Raw genomic sequence first — 21,337 nt, forward strand, 5'->3', positions numbered from 1 at the left:
TGTCCCTCCCGCCATTCCCGGTGTCAGCGGCGGCAGATCGCCGTCGATTTCGGACACGGACAGGCAGAATGGACAGCGACGACGACATTTCCCGTGCAAACCGCGCCAAACGTGGTTCCCCTTATCTCAATACCGACCAGGCGGCGGCCTATCTAAAGTTTTCCAGCCGCCTGCTGAAGCGGCTGCGGCGCGCCGGCAAGGGACCGGTGTTCCGGCTGCACAGCCGCTTCGTCCAGTACCATATCGACGACCTAGACGCATGGTCGAAGGCCCAGGCAATGGGGGGTCGCGACCATGACCAGGCGTGACATTCGCGGGACGGCGACACCGCTCTTGGACTGGGGCGATGAGCTTCGTGCGTCAAAACTAAAGCGCAGGACTCTCGGTCGCCGCGTCGCGATCGTGGGAGCCGGCATTACGTTGCTCGGCCTGACGTCGCTGTTTCCACCAGCGCCGCGCCTCGTCTGGAATGCCAGCGCCAGCGCGCCGATCGGTCTCTATGCCGTGACCCCCGGGGCGCCCGTCGAGGCCGGCGACATGGTCATCGCGCACGTGCCCGATCCGTGGCGGATGATGGCGGCGGAGCGGCATTACATTCCCGCGAATGTGCCGCTGGTGAAGCGCGTCGCGGCGGTGGCGGGCGACGAGGTCTGCGCGCTCGGCCAGGAAATCTTCATCAATGGAAAATGGGTCGTCGAGCGCCGCATGGCCGACGCCAAGGGGCGACCGATGAAGTCGTGGAGCGGGTGCGTGCGGCTGCGCGGCCGCCAGCTTTTCCTGGTGATGTCGGACAGTCCCGCCTCCTTCGATGGCCGCTATTTTGGCGTGACCGATAGCCGCCTCGTGGTCGGAAGGGCGCGATTGCTATGGGCGCGCTGACCCGGTTGCTCCCGGCCGTCCTGTTGCTGGCAGCGACCCCCGCCAAGGCCGACGAGGTCGCGCGCTGGCGGCCGATGATCGAGGAAGCGTCGACCCGGTTCGGCATCCCGACGAGCTGGATCGAGCGTGTGATGCGTGCCGAAAGCCGAGGTTTCACGATACTGAACGGCCGCCCGATCCGAAGCCGTGCCGGGGCGATGGGCCTCATGCAGCTCATGCCCGCGACTTGGGCCGAGATGCGCGCGCGCCTCGGATTGGGCACCAATCCCGACGATCCGCGCGACAATATCCTCGCCGGCACCTTCTATCTACGACTGATGTACGACCGCTTCGGCTATCCGGGATTGTTCGGCGCCTATAATGCGGGACCCGGCGCGTATGCCGACTGGCTGGCCGGAAATCGGCGGCTTCCCGGCGAGACGGTGGCCTATCTCGATAAGGTCGGCGGCACCGCACAGCCGGTGTCGCTGGCCACTCAATCTGCAACTCCGCCTCCGCTGTTTATCGTCCGGCGGACCGTGTCCGAAGACCGATCCTCACCCACGGCAAGTGAGCCGCAGGCGTCGCTGTTCGCTGTCCGGAACGTCACGCCATGATCGCGGGCGGTGGAGGGCCTCGTCTCGACAGGCCCAGCATGACGGCTGCCGAAGCGCCTATCAAGGCCCGTGGGTGCCCCCCAATTTTCTGCGAAAATCGGTTCCCCCCACGTCCGCTTCGCGGCGCTCCGCTTCGCTCCGCGGCCCTGACAGTCGCTCCGCCACCCGTCTTCTTCACGATGTTCTCGATCGGGAGAACAGAAGCGAAGGAGATGATCATGGGCATGTTTCAACCTGTATCGGTGGCGTCGGCCAACGTCATGGATCGCGCGATGGCGGCGCTGGTTTCGGGACTGGCGATCGAGTTCGGCCACGGTGTCGGGGAGGCTTTGGCGCATCGGTTCCTAGAGGCGGAGGAGACAGATTTTCTCTGGGATGCACGGGATCAGGAGCGCTGGATCGGCGCATATGAGAGCACCGACGATGACGAAATTGACCTCGATCGGGTTCGGATTTTAGGGCGACTGGACGGCAGATGGTTCGTCGCGGTGATGATCGTCGATGGCGATGGAAATCCGCACGGGCTGATGAGAAGGCGCGAGTTCGGGCGGCGGAAACAGGCTCTGGCGGAATTCGCGGATGCTTGAGTATCTGCGTAGTTCGGGCCGGGGCGCGGTGCCGGTTTGGCATCGTGTCCCGGCCCTTGTTTTGAGCCGAGAGGGGGCAGAAGAAGGAAGAAGGCGAAAGCAAGAGAAAGGCAATGTCCCGTGGACATCGCTAAGTGATTGTCTGCACATCGTTTTTTCGAGAGACATCGCGCGTACGGCGCGAGACAGGATTTCGAAGGATGGCGGAAATCCGCCGTTCCTACGTCCTTTTGGCGAGACTCTGCCTGTTCGTCGGCCATTTCGATGAGCGACGACGACGAATTCAGACCGAGGGTCGGCAAACCCCGCCATCAGAACGGCAAGAAGGCCCGCCGCTACCTCGGGCGTGTGGTCGGCGCGGCGATCCGGTCGGCCGAGAAGGGCGCGGTCCGCAGCCGCCGGTTCGACGGCAGCCGCATCGGGCGCGGCGCAAGCATGGGGCGGTTGCTGTCGAGCCGCGACCGGTTCGGCGGAATGCGTGCCCGCCGCGCAGTGGTGAAGACGCGCCTGGTGCGCATCGGCACCAAGGGCATGCCTGCGGCCCGCGCGCACCTGCGCTATATCCAGCGCGACGGCGTCACCCGCGAGGGCAATCCCGGCGAGCTTTACTCAGCCGATCGCGATACCGCCGACGGCAAGGCGTTCGTCAATCGCTGCGACGGCGACCGCCACCAGTTCCGCTTCATCGTCTCGGCCGAGGATGGCTCTGAATATCCCGACATCAAACCCTTCACGCGCCGGCTGATGGCGCAGATGGAAAACGATCTCGGGACCAAGCTCGACTGGGTCGCCGTCGATCACTTCAACACCGCTCATCCGCACACGCACATCATGCTGCGCGGCGTCGACGACACCGGCCAGAATCTGATCATCGCCCGCGAGTACATATCGCATGGCATTCGCGAACGCGCCGCCGAGCTGGTGACGCTCGATCTCGGTCCACGCACCGATAAGGAGATCGAGGCGCGCCTTCGGCACGATATCGGCGAAGAGCGGATTACCGCAATCGACCGACGGCTTTTGCGGTCGATGGACGCAGATCGGCTGGTGGTGTCGGCCGATCGCGATGCGTTCCAGCAGTCGCTACGCGCCGGCCGGTTGCAGAAGCTCGCTAGCATGGGCCTTGCCGGCAATGTCGGTGGCGGTCGCTGGCAGCTTGCCGAGGATCTCGAAGGGACACTCCGCACGCTCGGCGAGCGTGGCGACATCATCCGCACGATGCAGCGCGAATTGTCGGCCCGGAAACTGGAGCGGCCGTGGGTCGGGCGTTCGCTGTTCGGGGGTGGCGACACCGATCCCGAACCGATCGTCGGCCGGGTGATCGGGCGTGGCCTCGCCGACGAACATCGTGACCGCCATTATCTGCTGGTCGACGGGGTCGATGGTCACGCCCATTATGTCGACATCGGGCGCGGGGATGCGGTCGCGCCAATCCCGGAGGGCGCCATCGTCCGCGTGTCCGCTCGAAACCTCGAGGTGCGCGATGCCGATCGCGTCGTTGCCGAGGTCGCTGCGGCGAATGGTGGACACTATTCGACAGACCTGCATCTGCGCCATGACCCGTCAGCCACGCAGGCGTTCACCGAAACCCATGTCCGTCGGTTAGAAGCGATGCGACGGGCCGGCACTGGCGTCGAGCGCGATCCGGACGGAAGCTGGACCATTTCACCGGACCATGCAGACCGGGCCGCCGCTTATGAAGCGCGACGCCACCGCGATCAGCCGGTCGAGGTGGAGACCCTGTCGTCGCGCACGATCGACCAGCTGCAGGGCGCTGACGCGGCCACCTGGGTCGATCGTGAACTGGCATCGGACGCGCCGTTGCCGATCCGCGATGGCGGGTTCGGGCGGGAGGTTCGCGCTGCGATGGCCGCGCGGCGTCAATGGCTGGTCGAGCAGCAGCTCGCCGACGGCGACGGTGACAGGATCCGGTTGCGCGCCAATGCGCTTCTGATGCTCCAGCGCCGTGAACTGATGCGCGAGGGCGCGGTGATGGCGAGCGAGACCGGCAAGACGTTCGTCGAATCCAAGGTCGGTGATCGTATCGAAGGCACGGTCACGCGGCGACTGGACCTCGCCAGTGGCCGATTTGCGGTGATCGAGAAGTCGAAGGAATTTACGCTCGTGCCGTGGCGGCCGGTGCTCGAAAACCAATTCGGCAAGTCGGCGTCCGGTGTCCTGCGCGCCGACGGCGTGAGCTGGAAATTTGGTCGCGGGCGCACAGGCCCCGAGATTGGCTGACGCGTCGCCGTCGCAAGCGCTGTCGCCCTGCTGTCGTGTCGGCTACACTGTCCGATGCCTACATATGCGGGAGATCAGAAAGGGGGAGACAGTGGCTCTCGACAGCGCATTACTTGAACCGAAAATGCTTGGCTCCTGGGTCAAGATCGTCCGCCTGACATTGAAATGGTCGCAGGACGCACTTGCCGAAGCATCCGGCTTGACCGTCCGGACCGTTCAGCGCGTCGAAGCGGGCGAGCGGGCAAGCCTGACGACGCGCCGCTGCCTCGCGCGCGGCCTCGGATATGAAAACCCTGATATGTTCGACGACCCCGCCTTCGCGGCGACTGTCATCCAGTTCTACGCAACCGTGAATGTCGACCAGATCAAAACCGAAGAAGATCGCCATCCCGATCATCTGAAGCTCGCCGTCAGCCCGCTCGAAACCGGCGTGGCGGTCGCTTCGCTGATATCGGCGTGCGACGCCTGGGTGTTCCACTGTGACGAGGACGCGCCCGCCAACGCCCAATCGGAGGCGGCGGGACTGTTCGACCTGCTGCAGGACTATGGCGACATCTGGAGCGACCTGACCCACAGTAACCGCGTCGATTCCCAGGCCGATTTCGCGCCATCGCTGGAGGCGCTTCGCCTGCTTGGCATGCGCGTCTATCAGGCGACGCGCGCGGCACGGCTGTTCGGCAAGGACTGGGTCGATCCGACGCCGATTTCTACCACGGTCGGCTATGTCACGATCGTGCCGATCGAGCGCGACCTGTCGCATATCCTCGTGCCCAAGCGGAACGGCGCATGACCGATGCGCAGAGCTGCGCCCATATGTCGGTCGCATGCCTCAACCAGCATGAGTTGGTCCGCAAATATCGCTGTGACGCCTGTGACGCCGTCATGATGTGCGCGTGCGATGAGGCAATCGGGCAAGCCCATCTCGCGCACCAGCTCTCGCACGGCGTCGATCTGGAGACGCAGGACCGCATCGCGGTCACCGACGGTTTCGTGACCGGTATCTGCAACGAATGCCGCGGCTTGCCCGCAGCGTCGGCGCCGGCTGCCGCCATCCCCGGCCGCACGACCAAGATCAAACGCTATTATTGGCGCGACCTGATGTTCGCCGAGATGGTGTTGATGGCACAGTGGCAGCCCGACCACCCGGACGCCGCGCAGGAGGACATTGCCGCAGCCCATAAGCGCTTCGAGACCGTCGCGCTCGAAACCATCAAGGCGCTTCACGCACGCGCCCCCAAATACACCATGCGCGAACCGAGCCAGGCCGATATCATCGCGCGCTATGCAACGACGATCGACACGTTTCGGCCGGCCTATGCAGAGGCGACCGAGAAAGGTGCGGTCGTCATGCTCGGCGGCGTCGTGGTGTCGCCTGAAGTCTATGCGGCGCGCCAGTACGAAGCCCAAGGCTGGTCGGTGATGCCGCTGGAGAGCGCACCGCTCCATGCGCTGTTCGGCGTGATGATGTGGCTGCTGATCGAACACCCCGGAGACCCGCGGAGTCAGCGCGTCTCGTTCGGATCGCGGACGGCATTTGAGGGAAAGGTGCCGGGCGGCGAGATAAGCATGAGGTTGCCGTCGGATTTCGGCACCGTCGGCTATGGCCGGCGGCGTGCTGCCGCGATCGACGCGCATTTTGGAATTTTCACACCCGATGGTTTTCCAGACCGAGGCGCCTTGCTCGACCTGTTCGACTATTGGCGCGGGCACAGCGAAAACCTTCGCCAGTATCTCTGGGCTCACCGCGACGCAGATGTCGACCGCGCGCGCCGCCTAGTCGAGATCCTCGCGCCGGCCAGGATCATCGACGTGCTGCGCTATCTCATCGGCGGCTATTCGGACCGCTATGTCGGCTGGCCCGATTTGTTGCTGTGGCGGGGTGAGGAGATCATGCTGGTCGAGGTCAAGTCGTCAGGCGACAAGCTGAGCGCTGACCAGATGCGCTGGATCGCCGACAATCACGACCTTCTCAAAGTGCCATTCCGGATCGCCAAGCTGCACCGCCCATCGCGCCAACCCACGCCCTAGTCGCCCAGGCGATAGCCGCCCACATCCTCGCTGAGCGCCGTCAGGCGATCGAGCGCACCGTCGCGCTCCTCATCGCGCCGTACCTTGTAGGCGAGCACATCGGCGAGACGCAGGCGGCGATGTGTGCCGACCTTGATCGATGGCAACAGGCACTGGTCGACGAGGCGGACGATATATTGGCGCGAGACATTCAATCGCTCCGCGGCCGCTTGTGTCGTCAGCATTTCGTCATCGGCGATGACCGACACCTTATGCCCTTCCGACATCAGCGACGCGGCGCGTGCGACCACCGCCGCGAGGGTGTCAGGCAGGTCGATCCGGTGTCCGTCGCGGTCGATCAGCTGTACACGTCCGCCGCGCGCAGGGCTCGGCAGCAGCGCAGTCGCAAGGCGCGCGACGACAGCCCGATCAGCCCCTGCGGTCCTGTCGGGCTTCTGTCGTGCTCGCTTCGTTGTGATTCTCGCTGCAGCAGTCATAGCCATCATATGGATGATAAACGACCCAAACGCAACCAGAGGCCCCCTTGGCAATCCCCCGACTGGAGCACATCGGAGCACAGGTCAGCACAGTGTAGCACCGTAGCACACTCAGCACATATCGATCTCGCCTAACCTTCGGGAAACACTAGGCTTTTGAAGGGTCATTTGACGCATATGAGTCATGTTGAGTGATGTTCGTGACTCATATGCGTCGTTGAGCTACACCTATGAGGCGCGGTTGATGTCGATTCGCGCATGGCATTACTTGCTTATGTATCTGTTTTTGAACGAGAATCTCTTTATATTCAAGACTATGGTGCTTGCTGTGATGGAGGATTGAACAATGGCCCTGACGACGAAGAAAGGAAAGGCGGTCCGCTCGAAGGATGTTGAGCTGCGCGATACCTACTTTGCCGATGCGCCCGACCGGCTGTGGGACCGCAACAAGCATGACGGTTATGCCACCGTACCCAAGACCATGCCAATGGTCATGCGGGCGCTGGACGACCTGTCCAAGGGAAAGCCGCTCGGCCAGACCTATTTTGCACTGTTCTGCGCGACGTGGGACAACGGCTTTGTGCGCCTCGCGCGGTCGCCCGATCTTCCTTATGCATCGGGCTTCACCGGGCCGCGCGGCGTGCGCGGCTGGCAGGAGCGCATGAAGCTGCTGGAGGGTCTCGGTTTCGTCGAGATCGAGGCGAGCGGCGCGCAGAAGTTCGGTCTGGCCTTCCTGCCCAATCCCAATATCGTTCTGCTCGACCTGTGGGAAAAGAAAAAGGCGCAGGGCACCGGCCCCTATGATCCTCCAGCGCTTGGTGGGCTGCAGGAGGCAACGATGAGCGCCTTCCTGGAGCGCGCGATCGATGTCGGCGCGAACGACGTGACGCGCGCGCAGGCCAAACGCAATGCAGCGAAGCGGCCCGCGGAACCCGAGCCGGCCCAGAAGCCGGTTGTTCTGCGGCGGCCAAAGGCGATCAAGCCAAAGGAACGACCGTGAGCCCGATTGCCGTCCTCGATGCCGATGTGCTCTTCCCGATGATCCTGCGGGACACCCTGCTGCGCGTTGCCGCGGCGGGATGCTGCCGCGTGCATTGGTCGGCGAGGATTTTGGATGAGATGGTGCGCAATCTGGTCGACCAGCATCGCATGAACGCGACGAAGGCCGCCTCGGTGGTCCAGGCGATGACGGTAGCGTTTCCCGAAGCGAGCGTCACCGGCTGGGAGCCGTTTGAAGCGGCAATGCCGAACCATCCGAAGGACCGTCACGTTGCGGCGGCAGCCAAAGCAGTGGGGGCCAGCATCGTGGTCACCTCGAACCTCAAGGACTTCAAGACAATGCCCGACGGCATCGTCGCGATGAGCCCCGATGTGTTTTTGTCCCGATGCTTCGATGAGAAACCCGAGCTCGTGATTGCCGCGCTGGGCAAGCAGGCGGCAGGCTATCGCCAGCCATCGACCACAGTGGTTGAGCTGGTCGCTTGGCTCGCGAAGGTCGTGCCGGGCTTTTCGGGAGCAGTGGCAGCGCAGCTAGCGCCGCGCTGAACGATCGCAATGCCAAGCGACAGAGCGTTCCCGCAACCAGACAGGGCCTGACACCGCGCCGCAACGTGCGCGACGCGAGCGCCGGACACCAGAAAGGCAAATCCTGCGGACGGCGCTCGACGCGTTACCCAAACCCGCATGTCGCTGGTCTATCCCCGGCACTTCTAGTGCTATGGCGCCTCCGTCTTGGAGACTCCTCCGTCCTGGAGACGCAATCTGGATCGCGAGCGGCAGTTAATCGACAGCGGTCTGGAGGTTTCAGATGATCGAAACAAGAAATCTGCCGTTTTCCGCCAGTCCGCGCTACCGACCGCTTTCGATCAGAGCAGGCCGTTCGCATCCGGGTCGATGTACGTCCGGTCCTGTCGGAATCTGCCGCTCGAGATCGTTGGGATCGTTTTCCGCACCTCATTGACCCTCGCGGCGCGAATAACTAGGCGGCCGCTCGTAGCAGGGTGCCGATCGCCTGCTGATGACGACCCGGATAGGTTTTCCCGGCGGCCACAAACCCAGCCTTTTCAAATGTCGCGCGCATCCTGCCATTGTCCATCCGGACCGTGGCGAAGACGCCAACGCCGTCGCTATGATCGAGCGCCGCCGCAATCAGGCGGTGGGAATAGCCTTTTCCTTGGTGCGAAGGCAGGACGTAGACATATCCCAGTTCGTAGGGGAAGGCAGCGGCGTCGAGATTTGTTTCTGATTTGGCGGACGTCTTGTCGCGGTAGCTGCTGCGAGGGCGCTTAAGTGCCGCTATGCCGCACACAATCCCAGCATCAATAAGCATCACCAGGATGCGCGCTTCGGCGATATTGGTTGCCAGTACAGCGCCGCCAACCTCGCCGCCTGCGACGACCAGGTCGAAAAAGCGCTCGCGCTCCGCGTCGCTGAAGTCCTCAGGCAGCGCGGCGCGTATCGTGGGCGAAGCCCTCAAGAACGATTCCAAGGCGCGGAGCCGGGAGCGGGCGGATCAATCTTCGCTCCGAGCGCTGCACGTATCTCCCGAAGCCGCCCCAAAAGCTCGTCGAATGTAATCACCGTGACCCCGGTCATCGTGCTGCGAATCAGCTCGAACGAGCGGCGCTGCGCTCCATTGTCGGGCGTCCGGCCGGCGACGACGATGCAGCGGATCCCGAAATCCTGGATATCGCCACGCCCACTCTCTTCCTTCAACATCGGAAGCTGACGTTGCAGTTTCACCCGCTGATCGAGAATCTGTGCGATAGTACCCGACAACTCGGTCGATGCCGCATACACGTCCTGACGATAGGGCTTGGCGCCGAGCAGCTCCGTCGTCGGCCGCTTGATCTCGACAATGGCGAGATTGCCGGTTGAGGCCGACGCGACGAGAAAGTCCGTTACCGCCCCGCCGCGTCCGTTCAGGCGCTTGCCGCCGGCATAGGCCTGTTCCTCGACTACGAGCGCCGGCACCGCGAACGCGAGGCTCAGAATAAACTGGTTCTGCGTGAGGAAGCCCTGCCACCTCGCCTCGGGCAACGCCTTTTCGAGCATGTCGGCGAATCGCACGATTAACTGGTCGAGCGTAACCTCCTCGATCTCTGTTTTGAGCGATAGAAGTGCGTCGGGCTCGGTTTCAGCCAAGGCCTCGAGGTTTGAACGCAGGAGGCCGACCGTCGCACGGCGATCGCGCTTAGACAGCACGACCTTATCGCGGCCGCCGCTGGTCGCGTCGGCGATCGCATCCGCGCGCAGTGTCTTCTTCTGCCGGGGGAACAGCGCGGGGTCCGCAGCGTGAAACAGCTCGTGATAGGCGTGCAGCTGCTTGTCGCGCCGGGCATCGCGCTGATATCGGTTGCTGATACGGTTGATCTCCTTGCGCATCTCATGAAAGCGGCGGATCCCGAGCACGAACATTGGCGGCTCAAATGTCGCCTCCTGCCCCCCGTGTAGGACCAGCAATTTCATATGACCCTGCGCGCCGAGCGCCTCGCAGATCGAGCGATATTCCCAGAGCAGGCCGAGACCCAGCCGAAAGTCCCTAGCGAAACCGTCAGGCAGCAGCTCCAGTAGCCCCTCGACTTCCTCCGCGCTGGAAGGGATCGGATATGGCTGATCTAGCCGCCGGCCGAGCGCAATCGTCTCTAGTGTGCCATAGCGCGGCTTCAGGTAGTCCGGGCGGTCGACGCGGACGTTGAGCGGATAAATCTGCAACAGGTCTGGAGACACGTTGAGGAGCCGTTCACAAGGATAATCACCAGTCCGGTCGCCGGGGGGCGTGTCGGTGAAGATCACGTCGACGCTGAACCCTTCATGCTCCTCACAGGGTTCGATGATAAGAAACGGACCACCATCCGCGCGGACGCGTTGATTGAAGACCGAAGGACGGACCGACGGCATACTATCAAGACTCCGCGTTGCACCGACGGGCAGGTTTGTCAGCCAAGGCCAGCGATCCCATAGACCGCGGCACGGCGGTCGAATGCCTCGCGTGATCCTTCGAGGATATTGCAAGCGGCGTCGCACGTCTGCGGATGATCAATGGACCCGCGCGTGACGACGGTCGCCTTTTCGGAGGTGGCCTTGAGTGCGATGATCAGCTCGGCATCGCCTAGAACCGCAATGTTGGCATTGTGCGTGACGACAATCACCTGCCGACGCTCTTTGGCGGCGCGGATCACCGGCACTAGCGTTTTGTAGATGAACTCGCTGTCGAGATTGTCTTCGGGCTGATCGACGATGAGCGGCGCCCGGCTTTCGCTGGTCAGCATCAGCGCGAGCAGCACCGACTGCTGCTGGCCAAGCGACAACTTCTTGAAGTCGCGGGGCACAAATTTTGCGAGTCCGCCAATGCCCGGCATCTTCTTCGTGACGCTGAGCTTGGGCCGGTCATGGACCGCGACCGTCTCGAGCTGGCTGAGGAGATCAGGCTCAGCGATCCGGTCGAGAAGCAACTCCGCCTCGTTCTGTGGGAATACCGCTGCGTTTGTTTCCGCGTTGCGCAGCGCCGTAATCGGCTTCGTGTCGCGCTTGCGCAGACATTCGAGCAGCACAGGCAGCGTGAGTTCGTTGATCAGCGCGCGCGCCTTAAGATGCTGAAGCGTCCGCCATCCCATTGCGTCGACGATCACCCGCTCTGCATCCGGAGCGAGCGCGCTTTCATCGAACTTCAGCGTCACGAACAAATCCGATAGCGTGCCTTTGAGCGCCTCGGAAGCGCGGATCGCAAACGCTTGGCGATGCTTCGCGACGACTTGGCGCGCGGCCCAGCGGCGCCTCAAGAGGTCGGCATGCTCCTTGTGCAGTCGCGCGAGTTCGGGAACCCAGGCCTTGAGATTTTTGACATTGTCGCGCGCTGTCGCCTCGTCGGAAACCAGCTTCTGAATGAAAGGCATGTCGAGTCGGATGCCGTGCTTGAGGAGCTCCTGCTTCTTCTGCTCGATCTGTGTCTGCGTCGCAGTCTCTTTCGCCCGCCACGCGGCAATCTGAGCCTTTACGCCTGCAGCGTAATCCGCGGTCACCTTCTTGAGCGCGGCGGTGGACCCCGTGACGGCCGTCTCGTAGGTCGCCGTATCTGTCGCGATCTTCGACGCCTCGGGCGCGCCAAGCTCGATCTCATGCTCGGCGACCGACGCACGAATGTCGGCGGTAATCGTCGTAATCGCCTCGCTCGTCACCGCGCCGCCCAGCTTCGCAAGCGAAGTCTCGATCGCGGCGCGGGCGCGTTTTTCGCCAACGAGCTGCTGCTGGAGCTTGATCACTTCCACGCCTTTGCCGTCACGCAGGCGTTGGAGTTGATCACTTTTGAGCTTTAGCTCCCGCTCGCGCTCCGGGATACGCGCAACGTTGCCGGCCGCCTTGGTGATCTTGGGGGTGAGCTCGACCAGTTCCTCGCGGATGGCATCTTCGGAGTCGATCTCCTTCTCGACCTGAATGAGCTTGTCGAGGAACGTCAAGAGTGCAAGCGGATCGTCCTGCACCCGTTTGCTGATTTCGTTGGTCGCGCCTTGGCGATAGCTCTCGATGGGAAAAGCGTTGGCGCCGCTCGCCGGCTCCTCAAGATTCTCAACATCGCCAAATTTGCTGCGCGCAAGGTCATGGTGCTGACCCGTCTCGTCGACGTAGCAGAGCGTGACGATGTCCGGCCACACATCGCTGTCGATGACCGTTACGTCCTCGCTCGGCGGTCCGCCAAGCAGGCAGACGCTCTCGAACGCCGTCGACTTGCCGCTGCCACGTCCACCGATGATGCAGGTGAGGTTCGGGCTGAACGTGATCGCCTCTCCATCTAGGAAGCCGCCCTGAAAATGGACCACCTGTACTACGGGTACGATCGCAGGCAGGCCTTCCTCGATCCGCACGCGCGTGTCGGCGGTCTCAAGCGCCAGACGCAGGCCCTCGAAGCTCGGCGTCTCCATCTTGAATCGGGTGATACGCTGGTCACGACTTGCGTTCCGCCCCACCGCGTTCAGCGAATGCGCATCGCTATTGAGGATGCGGGCCAGATATTGCTCGGACCTCAGCTTGAGGCGGCGAATGCGCTCGGCCGCGGTTTTCCGTCGGTCCGCATTGGCGTCGCGACCGTCATAAAGGATCGGGCAATCCGCCTTGGTCACCTCTATGCCCTGGAGCGCGGCGTGGCATAAAATGTCGACCTTCGCCGGCGTGAACCGCGGCAGGTTCGACTCAAAAGCGCCGTCCAGTTCGACATGCGCCAACACCCCGAACCCGCCCTCAGCCGCGATCAGTTCGAGACACTGAAGTGCCCCGGTCTGACACCGGCATTGATTGGTGCGTCGGTCCGCTATCTGAAGTCGGCCGAAGAACCGCTCGAGCGCATCCGCCGTCGGGGCGTAACACAAAAGATGCCCCTCCGGTGTCGATAGTTCGACCCCGGGCACGACAAAGACCCCCTTGGTGCGACCCGCCTCGATCGCGGCAGATACGTTCGATATCTCGTTATGGTCTGTCAGCGCGATAATCGAGAGGCCTTCCTTGTGTGCCGTCTCGACTATGGCTGCCGGGGTCGCTCCCGCGTCCTTGACGTCGTGCGACGCCCCGAAACTATGGATGTGCAAGTCGCCACGGAAGAATTTGGCCCCACTGCTCATCATCGCAAGTTCTTCTGAGACCACTCATCCCCCCCGTCGACTGTGTCCGCCCGGAGAGGTTGGTGTAGGGATCAGAAAGGGCGAAGTCATGGAACTTCTGTCCTGCAACATCGCCGCGGGAACGCTCGACAGCTGCCGGGAACACAATCGGCCCGTGTTGATCATGCGGAGATGCTGCGTCGTCCAGCGCCGGAGGCCTGGTCTTTACGATAACCGCCGTTCAACGGGTGTGCCCGGAACGGACGAAAATTCCCAAACCAGTCTTCCTTGCTGCTAGACGAGCAACGGCTTTCGGGATCGACCCCGTAAGTCCAGAATGACCTAATATAGGGTGCCTTGGAACACCTTCATCTGACAGTCCCTCATCACGGGTCATCATCTCGACCGCAGACGTTCGCAATAGGCGGGCCGATGCCCGGCTCGGATCTGTTCGCTCAAATGATTCTGAGGGTCGAGATATCGCTGTTCGGTCGTCCATGAATTAGGCTCGATACCGATCAGTCCGGCCAAGTAGCTCTGCTTGTGAAGCGGGTGCTGACGGTCAACACCGACACGCCGCTGAACGGATTTCAGGTACTTGGTTACCCGCTCTGAAGAAGCCACGACGGTTTTCCAGATGTTCGGCTTGTCAGTGGCTGTTGAGTAAGTCGGATGCCCGAGCAAGAAATCGCCGAGATACCGGTCGCGCGGGTCACCTTTCAGCAGCGCGCTGTCACCCCATTGTCCCGGCCCGTATCTCGAGACGAACCGCTCAAAAATCTCCGTCGCGCCATCAGCGAACGCCACTTGATACCGCCCATCGGGCTGCTGCTCCGAATCTGCGATCCTTCCACGCCGATAGCGTACGTTGGGCAAGGACATCATGACGTGGGTCAGCCAAATGTTGTAGGCGGAGAGCTGACGCGTAAACGGCGTCGGCGTCAGTCCATTCAGGGTGACCTTAGTGCCCGGTCGCATCATGTTCCTCAGAACCTGATGATCGAGGATCTCCTCAACTTTGACCTGCTCCATGAGCAGAGCTATTTCTTCGCTAATCGCATCATCGATCACCGTCGCGACCGCGTCGCGCACCGCGAGTTGCTCGTCGAAAGGCATCGCCAATGCGAACGCCTCTAGGTCGTCCCAGGTAAGGCTACGTCGATCGCGGCGCGGAAATGCAACCTTCAGTCGCGCTGACATCTGTGTATCGATCGCATGGTAGATCGCCGGGGTCGAGCGAGGCGGCGGGAAATCATCCCAATTCTCTTTGCGCCACGTCATCAGTTCGCCAGTGCGGTCGAGCCACCAGCACAGCTCGGACATTAACGTGTAGTCGTAGCGCTCCACTTCCTTGCTGCGCAGGACGTCGTTGATCCGCTCCAAGCCTTCGTCGAGCAATCGTTCGAGACCGATCTTGGCTGGCCAGAACCGCTCGACCATGCCGTGATGAAAATCAGCAAGCGCGTAGTGCATCAGCTCGATGATGCCGCTGTCGCCGCACCCGGAGACGAGGACGCGGCTCTCCGGCGGCAGATGGTCATAGATTAGCCGATGGCCACCCTCCCAATAGCTATGGTCGGCCAGGTTCATCGGATTGCTCTCAGGGCCAAAACCAGTAGCGTCGATCACCACATCCACCACTAGCGGCTTGAGTTCGACGCCCCCCTCATGGGAAAGCTGGACGACGACCTCGTGATCCCGCTCGGCAATGGAGCCCGCTTCGACCGCGCACCCGAGCAGTGTAAAAATCGGCAACTTGGCGTAATATCGGTCGAACTCGGTGAGCCAGGCCCACGCGACTTCGCTGGCCGTCCCTGGCTGCCAATCGAAAATTGCCGGATCGTACATTGGGCGCGCGTATGTCGGGCTGAAACTCTTGCGCAGATCGCGTGAATTGAGGTGCGGCGAGAGATAGCGTTGGCTTTTGTCGAGAAATCGGTCGAGCAGGCGACGCTCCTTCTCGACAATATAGACGATCACGTCACTGGCTACGGCGAGAGAGCAGGCGAGCATGAGCCCCGAGAACGAGCCTCCGATGATTGCGACGACGTCGCCCTTGCCCAGTTTGCGGCGTTTGTGAAGCGCCCATGCGAGGTTCGCGCAGCGCACCTGCTGGTGCACGATCGAGATATTCTGCTGCGAGAAGCCGGTTGCCGAATAGACACGCTCGAAACCGGTCGCCCGCGCTTCACCGAGCATTTCATCGGCCATGCCGTTCAGGATTCTACGGTCGCTGATCATCATGCGACACAATGAGTCATGGGGATTCCGCGCAAAAGTAAGGTCACGGCAAGCTGACGGTAAATTCGTCTTTCGGCCGTTTGACTGCGGCGCTCGTCCATGCCGGTACGTTGACTCTGGCATTGCTGCGCAAATCGCGGACGCAATCACCGAGCTCGTTGTGCGTGATCACACAGGCATCCAGCACGCGGGGCCAGATGTCCTTCCAGTCGATACCACCGTGTTTGTCCGCCAGCATTTGCATCATCATGGCCTGCGCGGCGACCGCGCCGCCGGTAATCTCCAGCGCGCTACGCTCGCCCGGGTTGATGGCGGTGGGGCTCGCGAACAGATCGTCCATCCCGGATTTCTGACGCCGGCTTTCGGCCTTTTTGGCGGATTTGTAGGTGGCCTGCGCTTCCAGCGCCTTGACGTGGGCGTCGCGAAACACGCGCAGCCCGACCGGATGGCGAGACAGGTAGATCAGCTTGTATAGCGGCCGCTCAGTCGCGGTCTCATCGACCGTCAGCGCCGGGGCGTAGACATAGCCGCCCATATTGCGCAGCGCTTGGCGCGCGCGGTCGGTAATCGCTGCCTCGCGCTCCTGCCCCTTGAGCTCGGCAAAGTCCCTGCGCCAGCTGCCTTCCTCTTCGGACAGGCCGCCGAGCCACCCTTCGAGTGTGGGCATGCGATCCTGTGATCCGGCGAACCGGTTGGCGAACTGGAACATGAAGTTGAGCAGCACCTCGGTGTTGCCGGGCTCGATCAGGCATTTAAACTTGCGGACGTCGGGCACGCCTTTGGGATCGATCACCACGAAACGAAAGGCACGGGTCGGGATCAAACTGGCGATCGTCGCGGCATGCAGCTCGGCAACGCCCTGATAGCAATGCACCTCGACGTCGGAAAAACGCTTCACCGCTTCGGTGAGCTCGGCGAAGTTCTTTGCATCCTTCTCGACAAGGTGGGCGACCATCTTGACGGTGCGGCCCAATCTGGCCTGCATCGCCTTCGCCTCGGTCATGCGGCCAAGCGCAATGCCGAACGAGGTATCGGCATAGTCACCGCTTTTCGACTGCCATGGGCCTGCGAACAGGTCGATATAGGTGAACTCGTTGGCCCAGCTGACGATCTTGGGAATCTGCGCCGGCATGTAGGTATCGAGGAACGTGTGCTTCACCAGCGCCTGTTCCCGGCCTTCATACCATTGCGGATCAAGCATTCAGCCGGCCACCTGCCGTGATTGCGGCCACTCGCTCCATTCGCGGCCATCGAGCTCGCGGCCGCCGGACTTCGGGCGATACCCACCCCATTGCTTGAAAAAGAACGGCACGTCCTGGTCGCGGCATGCGTCGCGGATCTCCCGCGCCCAGTCGATGTGCATTACCCGCGCATTTGGTCCGCTCTCGCCGCCGGCGATGACCCAGTGGATGCCGCTGAGATCGATGTCGCCGACCGGGCCGATCAGCGGCTCAACCGAGAGGAAGCGCACTGCCGATGGTGAATCGCGCAAGTGCTCGACGCGAGCCGCACCCTTGCGATCCTCGACCGACACCCCGGTCCAGATGTGCGATGGCGGCGCCCTATCGGCATAGCGGCCCTTGAGATAGTCGCGCAGGCGCGGGCTGCGCTTGGTCAGCACCTGATAGGTGTGCCAGTCGGCCGTTTCCATCGTCTCAAACACCTGATCGATGAACTCTTTCGGGATGGCTTTGTGGAATAGGTCGCTCATCGAATTGACGAAGATCATCCGACCGCGCCGCCAGCGGAGGGGCTGGTCGACGCGCTCTGGCCGCAATGTCAGGTCGAAGCCGTTCTCGAAAGGATGGCCGGGTACACCACGAAATCGTTCCGAGAAGCGCGCCGCATAGCAATTGTCGCAGCCAGCCGTGATCTTCGTGCAGCCCGTTACCGGATTCCACGTTGCGTCAGTCCACTCGATTGCGCTGTGATCGGCCATTCTGCTGTTCGTCGCGCCCCTCAAGGTTCAGCGCACCTGCGACCGGATCGCGCGATCCGACGCGGTTCGCGTCGCGGGGCAGAATCTCACATTACGGCGCTCAATGGAATCGAAGATTCATCGTCTGTTCCCCTTGAGAGATATGGCTGGACGAACTGGGCATTTGAAAGCCATCTAAGAAGGCAATCGCGCCGATCGTTGGTCGATATGGCAATGGGGAATGACATGCCGATCGCACCGATTTTTGCGTCACCGTGTGATCTGGCCAACCGGCTGCCAACTATGATCGCGGAATTTCTCGATATTGAAAACAGTCTGAAGCGGCGCTTTCGCGAAGACAGCATCACCGACATCTTGGTCGCCTCGATGCTGTCGCTGCCTGGCAATGATGTGATCGTGCAAACGCCGAACGAGGTCAAAACTGGCGGCGATTTCGATCTGGCGATTGTCGATCCCTTAGTGGGCGACTCGGTGCAGTTTCGCATACAGGCGAAGCGGCTTACGCCGCATGCTGGCAATTGGGCGCTGGGCTCGTATCGCGAGCTCGCGTACCCGCACAATAGCGGCAATCAGTCGCGATTGCTTATGGCGGGGGTCGGGCGTGAGACGATCCCGACAATCCCGCTGTACGCATTCTACAATCCCGCGCGAACATGTACTGCATCCGGCGCCATAATCGGAGGGATCGAGCTGGCGAGCGCAGTCGATATTCGCGATCGCATCAAGATGATGGTGCGGGTCAAGCCGAAGCGTCTTCCATTCAAGCGCATCGGTAGTTTGCAGCCGCTGTTCTTCCCCCTGGCCGACATCCTCTGCGCGCCGTCGAGTGATGTGGGCACGCGAACCATGGCGTCGCCGCGGGACGTGCGGAGGACAATTGAAAGCGCCATTGAAACTCGCAGCGGTCGTTATGGCAGGCATGAACTGGAAGGGGAGACACGCGGCGCTGTGGCTGACCAGCGGCCACGCGCCCCGCTGCGGGTACTGGACTCGTTGCCGGCGAACGTCAGGCAAGCGGTCGAACGGCGAGCCCAGCGCATTATTCCCGCGCGCGTGAAACGTCCGCGCATCATTCTCATTTCCGAAGCGCGCTGATCGAAAAACGGCGACGTGACGGCCAAGATTCGCGGGTGAGATCGCGCGCGATTTTGGCAGCTCCGGAAGCTGCGAAATCGAGAACAGTAAATGCTTTTCGCGACGGCACGCAGCGGGGCGATGGGCTTGCTCAATTTGTGTCGCCGCTTTTGGCAATGATGGAGAACGACCATGAAGAACGATTGGAAAAAGCTGATCCCGCAGTGCTTCTGTTACGGAGAACGCGAGTTTGTCGGGCATCCGAGTGAGGAGGAAACCGCGTTCGAACTTCTCGTGCAGTTACGTGCTCGATCGATCGGCTTGGCGACGTTTATGGCGGAGGTGGGTCGGCAGTTGAAAGACATGCCGAAGCTCGATGCCGCAACCGAGATGAGGACTGTCCGCGCGCGGTTCGAGCCCTGGCTCCTCGACTGACGCCCCGCCTCAAATCGAACGGATCCGGAGGATGGCCGCAGCCTATGCTGCGGCCATTTTTCGCATCCCACCACCGGTTGGCCACCGTGCGTTCACCGCTGGCCCTCAACTGACCTCCGACGTCACCAGAGAGGCTCTGACGCGGAAGGCGAGGATCGCCGATTTTAGAGGCCGAGCCCACACAGACTGATTCTGTCGCGGGCGGAGGCCCGCATGACCCCGACCAAACTCCTCATCGGACAGATCTTTGTGGTGTTCGCCATAGTGCTGGCGGGCGTCTGGTTCGCGACTCAGTGGGCGGCTGCGGAACTGGCCTATCAGCCAGAGCTTGGCCGGCCGTGGTTCTTCGCTTTTGGCCGTCCTATCTACCAGCCTTGGGCGTTATTCGGCTGGTGGTTTTCGTTCGAAGCCTATGCCCCGGTCCTTTTCGAAAAGGCGGGTGCGATTGCAGCGGCGAGCGGTCTGGTCGGATGCGGCGCGGCGATCTTTGGTTCGGTCTGGCGCGCGCGCCAGCGCAACAATCTTACCACCTACGGTTCGGCGCGCTGGGCCGACGGTCGAGACATTCGGGCCGCAGGTCTGCTCACCGAGTCCGGCGTGTTCCTCGGTCGAACCGGGCCGCGGTATCTCCGCCATGACGGTCCCGAACACATCATGGCGTTCGCGCCAACGCGGAGCGGCAAGGGCGTCGGCCTAGTCGTACCGACCTTGCTCGGCTGGTCCGGCTCTGCCGTCATCCACGACATCAAAGGCGAGAACTGGCAGCTGACGGCCGGCTGGCGCCAGCGCTTTTCGCATTGCCTGCTTTTCAATCCGACCGACGCGCGTTCGGCGCGCTACAATCCGCTGCTCGAAGTGCGCCGCGGCATCGACGAAGTACGCGACGTCCAGAATATCGCCGACATTCTCGTCGATCCCGAAGGTGCCCTCGAACGGCGCAGCCACTGGGAAAAGACCAGCCATTCGCTGCTGGTGGGAGCGATCCTCCACATTCTTTATGCCGAGGAAGAGAAGACGTTGGCGCGCGTTGCGACCTTCCTGTCCGATCCGCAGCGGCCATTTACTGCGACGCTCAAACGGATGATGACCACAAATCATCTCGGCACGGTCGAAGCCCCTGTCGTTCACCCGGTCGTGGCGTCGGCGGCGAGAGAAGTTCTCAACAAGTCCGAGAACGAGCGATCCGGCGTGTTGTCGACAGCGATGTCGTTCCTCGGCCTTTACCGCGATCCGACCGTCGCGACGGTAACATCGCGCTGCGATTGGCGCATCGCCGATCTGGTCGAAGGCAAGTCGCCGGTCTCGCTGTATCTGGTCGTGCCGCCATCCGACATCAGCCGCACCAAACCGCTGATCCGCCTTGTCCTTAATCAGATCGGTCGCCGGCTGACCGAGCATTTGCACGCCGAAAACGGCGCTAACGCCGCCAATCACCACAAGCTGCTCATGATGCTCGACGAGTTTCCGGCGCTTGGGCGGCTAGACTTCTTCGAAACCAGCCTCGCGTTCCTTGCCGGCTACGGCGTGCGCGCCTTCCTGATCGCGCAGAGCCTCAATCAGATCGAGAAGGCCTATGGCGAGCACAACGCCATCCTCGACAATTGCCATGTGCGCGTGGCGTTCGCTTCCAACGACGAACGAACCGCCAAGCGCATTTCCGATGCGCTGGGCACCGCGACCGAACAGCGCGCGATGCGCAACTATGCCGGTCATCGGCTCGCGCCCTGGCTCGCGCACGTCATGGTCAGTCGGCAGGAGACGGCTCGTGCGCTCCTGACACCCGGCGAGGTGATGCAACTTCCGCCGACCGACGAACTGGTACTGATCGCTGGCACGCCACCGATCCGCGCGACCAAGTTGCGATACTATGAGGACAGCACCTTCAAAGCGCGCGTCCTGCCGCCACCTATCTTGTCGGACGGTGAGTATGCCGACCGCCCTGGATCGCGCCCGGACGATTGGGCCGGGATCGTGCGCGGCATCGATGCGCGCTTAGGGGCTGCTGGCGATACCGAAGGCGACGATACCGGTGGCGGTCTCGAACAGGCCCGACACCCCGGTCAGGAAATCGACCGTCCGCTGACGCCCGATCCGATCACAGCCGACCCGCTTGGCCTTGGCGACGACGACGGAGATCTTGCCGCCGACAGCCGCGCGATGGATCAGGCCAGCGCGCTCGGCACCGCTCGCTCCGTTTACGCCATAGACGCCGCAGATCGCCGGCCCGGCGATCTGCAGCTGGACCTCTGAC

Annotated in this window: 19 protein-coding genes; 12 read left to right on the plus strand and 7 right to left on the minus strand. The window is 62.4% G+C overall.

The window, feature by feature from the left end; all coding sequences use genetic code 11:
• Window positions 1-68: 68 nt before the first annotated feature.
• The 7 genes from EAH76_RS03350 (at window position 69) to EAH76_RS03380 (ending at window position 6,331) form a co-directional block, all read left to right on the plus strand.
• Window positions 69-308: a helix-turn-helix domain-containing protein gene (locus EAH76_RS03350; RefSeq protein ID WP_140848067.1), complete on the plus strand. Its 240-nt coding sequence runs from the start codon at window positions 69-71 to the stop codon at window positions 306-308.
• Entirely contained in the window at window positions 295-879 is a 585-nt protein-coding gene (locus EAH76_RS03355) for a S26 family signal peptidase (RefSeq protein WP_140848069.1), read from the plus strand. Before EAH76_RS03350 ends, EAH76_RS03355 begins: the two co-directional genes overlap by 14 nt.
• On the plus strand, window positions 867-1,475 hold the full coding sequence (locus tag EAH76_RS03360; protein WP_140848070.1) for a lytic transglycosylase domain-containing protein: 609 nt from the start codon (window positions 867-869) through the stop codon (window positions 1,473-1,475). Before EAH76_RS03355 ends, EAH76_RS03360 begins: the two co-directional genes overlap by 13 nt.
• Before the next feature lie 218 nt (window positions 1,476-1,693).
• Entirely contained in the window at window positions 1,694-2,062 is a 369-nt protein-coding gene (locus tag EAH76_RS03365; protein WP_241659533.1) for a hypothetical protein, read from the plus strand.
• A gap of 264 nt (window positions 2,063-2,326) precedes the next feature.
• Window positions 2,327-4,303: a relaxase/mobilization nuclease RlxS gene (rlxS, locus tag EAH76_RS03370; protein ID WP_140848072.1), complete on the plus strand. Its 1,977-nt coding sequence runs from the start codon at window positions 2,327-2,329 to the stop codon at window positions 4,301-4,303.
• Window positions 4,296-5,093: a helix-turn-helix transcriptional regulator gene (locus tag EAH76_RS03375; protein WP_140848074.1), complete on the plus strand. Its 798-nt coding sequence runs from the start codon at window positions 4,296-4,298 to the stop codon at window positions 5,091-5,093. Before rlxS ends, EAH76_RS03375 begins: the two co-directional genes overlap by 8 nt.
• Entirely contained in the window at window positions 5,090-6,331 is a 1,242-nt protein-coding gene (locus EAH76_RS03380; RefSeq protein ID WP_140848076.1) for a VRR-NUC domain-containing protein, read from the plus strand. Before EAH76_RS03375 ends, EAH76_RS03380 begins: the two co-directional genes overlap by 4 nt.
• Here EAH76_RS03380 and EAH76_RS24415 read toward each other — a convergent pair.
• Entirely contained in the window at window positions 6,328-6,807 is a 480-nt protein-coding gene (locus EAH76_RS24415) for an excisionase family DNA-binding protein (RefSeq protein ID WP_241659534.1), read from the minus strand. The genes EAH76_RS03380 and EAH76_RS24415 overlap by 4 nt on opposite strands.
• Window positions 6,808-7,153: 346 nt before the next feature.
• Here EAH76_RS24415 and EAH76_RS03390 point away from each other — a divergent pair, with 346 nt between their 5' ends.
• Entirely contained in the window at window positions 7,154-7,807 is a 654-nt protein-coding gene (locus EAH76_RS03390) for a hypothetical protein (RefSeq protein WP_140848079.1), read from the plus strand.
• Complete coding sequence (locus EAH76_RS03395; protein ID WP_206667834.1) at window positions 7,804-8,352, plus strand: PIN domain-containing protein; 549 nt, start codon at window positions 7,804-7,806, stop codon at window positions 8,350-8,352. The genes EAH76_RS03390 and EAH76_RS03395 overlap by 4 nt, the downstream gene beginning before the upstream one ends.
• A gap of 433 nt (window positions 8,353-8,785) precedes the next feature.
• On the opposite strand, the gene EAH76_RS03400 is transcribed toward EAH76_RS03395, so the two are convergent.
• The 6 genes from EAH76_RS03400 to EAH76_RS03425 form a co-directional block, all read right to left on the minus strand.
• Window positions 8,786-9,295 (minus strand): GNAT family N-acetyltransferase, encoded by a 510-nt coding sequence (locus EAH76_RS03400; protein WP_140848081.1) that lies wholly within the window; start codon window positions 9,293-9,295, stop codon window positions 8,786-8,788.
• Window positions 9,280-10,707, minus strand: a complete 1,428-nt coding sequence (locus EAH76_RS03405; RefSeq protein WP_140848083.1) for a Shedu immune nuclease family protein — start codon at window positions 10,705-10,707, stop codon at window positions 9,280-9,282. The genes EAH76_RS03400 and EAH76_RS03405 overlap by 16 nt, the downstream gene beginning before the upstream one ends.
• A gap of 38 nt (window positions 10,708-10,745) precedes the next feature.
• Window positions 10,746-13,442: a TrlF family AAA-like ATPase gene (locus EAH76_RS03410; protein WP_347233083.1), complete on the minus strand. Its 2,697-nt coding sequence runs from the start codon at window positions 13,440-13,442 to the stop codon at window positions 10,746-10,748.
• Window positions 13,443-13,793: 351 nt separating this feature from the next.
• The gene (locus EAH76_RS03415) at window positions 13,794-15,641 is read right to left on the minus strand and encodes a hypothetical protein (protein WP_140848086.1); all 1,848 of its coding nucleotides are present in this window, start codon (window positions 15,639-15,641) and stop codon (window positions 13,794-13,796) included.
• A gap of 40 nt (window positions 15,642-15,681) precedes the next feature.
• Window positions 15,682-16,839 (minus strand): three-Cys-motif partner protein TcmP, encoded by a 1,158-nt coding sequence (tcmP, locus tag EAH76_RS03420; RefSeq protein ID WP_140848089.1) that lies wholly within the window; start codon window positions 16,837-16,839, stop codon window positions 15,682-15,684.
• A complete protein-coding gene (locus tag EAH76_RS03425; protein WP_140848091.1) occupies window positions 16,840-17,577 on the minus strand; it encodes a DUF5131 family protein in 738 nt (245 codons plus the stop codon). It abuts the gene before it with no gap.
• Between the two features lie 225 nt (window positions 17,578-17,802).
• Here EAH76_RS03425 and EAH76_RS03430 point away from each other — a divergent pair, with 225 nt between their 5' ends.
• The 3 genes from EAH76_RS03430 (at window position 17,803) to EAH76_RS03440 (ending at window position 21,336) form a co-directional block, all read left to right on the plus strand.
• Entirely contained in the window at window positions 17,803-18,672 is an 870-nt protein-coding gene (locus tag EAH76_RS03430) for a DUF6615 family protein (RefSeq protein WP_140848094.1), read from the plus strand.
• Between the two features lie 171 nt (window positions 18,673-18,843).
• On the plus strand, window positions 18,844-19,086 hold the full coding sequence (locus EAH76_RS03435; protein ID WP_140848097.1) for a hypothetical protein: 243 nt from the start codon (window positions 18,844-18,846) through the stop codon (window positions 19,084-19,086).
• 213 nt (window positions 19,087-19,299) lie between these two features.
• Window positions 19,300-21,336 (plus strand): conjugal transfer protein TraG, encoded by a 2,037-nt coding sequence (locus EAH76_RS03440; protein ID WP_140848099.1) that lies wholly within the window; start codon window positions 19,300-19,302, stop codon window positions 21,334-21,336.
• The last annotated feature ends 1 nt before the right edge of the window (window position 21,337 follow it).

The organism is Sphingomonas glacialis, assembly GCF_006439055.1.
Taxonomy (GTDB): domain Bacteria; phylum Pseudomonadota; class Alphaproteobacteria; order Sphingomonadales; family Sphingomonadaceae; genus Sphingomonas; species Sphingomonas glacialis_A.

Coding starts and splice junctions, on each gene's coding strand:
- rlxS (WP_140848072.1), top strand. CDS start 2,327: ATGAGCGACGACGACGAATTCAGACCGAGGGTCGGCAAACCCCGCCAT.
- EAH76_RS03425 (WP_140848091.1), bottom strand. CDS start 17,577: ATGGCCGATCACAGCGCAATCGAGTGGACTGACGCAACGTGGAATCCG.
- EAH76_RS03365 (WP_241659533.1), top strand. CDS start 1,694: ATGGGCATGTTTCAACCTGTATCGGTGGCGTCGGCCAACGTCATGGAT.
- EAH76_RS03350 (WP_140848067.1), top strand. CDS start 69: ATGGACAGCGACGACGACATTTCCCGTGCAAACCGCGCCAAACGTGGT.
- EAH76_RS03440 (WP_140848099.1), top strand. CDS start 19,300: ATGACCCCGACCAAACTCCTCATCGGACAGATCTTTGTGGTGTTCGCC.
- EAH76_RS03380 (WP_140848076.1), top strand. CDS start 5,090: ATGACCGATGCGCAGAGCTGCGCCCATATGTCGGTCGCATGCCTCAAC.
- EAH76_RS03390 (WP_140848079.1), top strand. CDS start 7,154: ATGGCCCTGACGACGAAGAAAGGAAAGGCGGTCCGCTCGAAGGATGTT.
- EAH76_RS03415 (WP_140848086.1), bottom strand. CDS start 15,641: ATGATGATCAGCGACCGTAGAATCCTGAACGGCATGGCCGATGAAATG.
- EAH76_RS03355 (WP_140848069.1), top strand. CDS start 295: ATGACCAGGCGTGACATTCGCGGGACGGCGACACCGCTCTTGGACTGG.
- EAH76_RS03435 (WP_140848097.1), top strand. CDS start 18,844: ATGAAGAACGATTGGAAAAAGCTGATCCCGCAGTGCTTCTGTTACGGA.
- EAH76_RS03430 (WP_140848094.1), top strand. CDS start 17,803: ATGCCGATCGCACCGATTTTTGCGTCACCGTGTGATCTGGCCAACCGG.
- EAH76_RS03405 (WP_140848083.1), bottom strand. CDS start 10,707: ATGCCGTCGGTCCGTCCTTCGGTCTTCAATCAACGCGTCCGCGCGGAT.
- EAH76_RS24415 (WP_241659534.1), bottom strand. CDS start 6,807: ATGACTGCTGCAGCGAGAATCACAACGAAGCGAGCACGACAGAAGCCC.
- tcmP (WP_140848089.1), bottom strand. CDS start 16,839: ATGCTTGATCCGCAATGGTATGAAGGCCGGGAACAGGCGCTGGTGAAG.
- EAH76_RS03360 (WP_140848070.1), top strand. CDS start 867: ATGGGCGCGCTGACCCGGTTGCTCCCGGCCGTCCTGTTGCTGGCAGCG.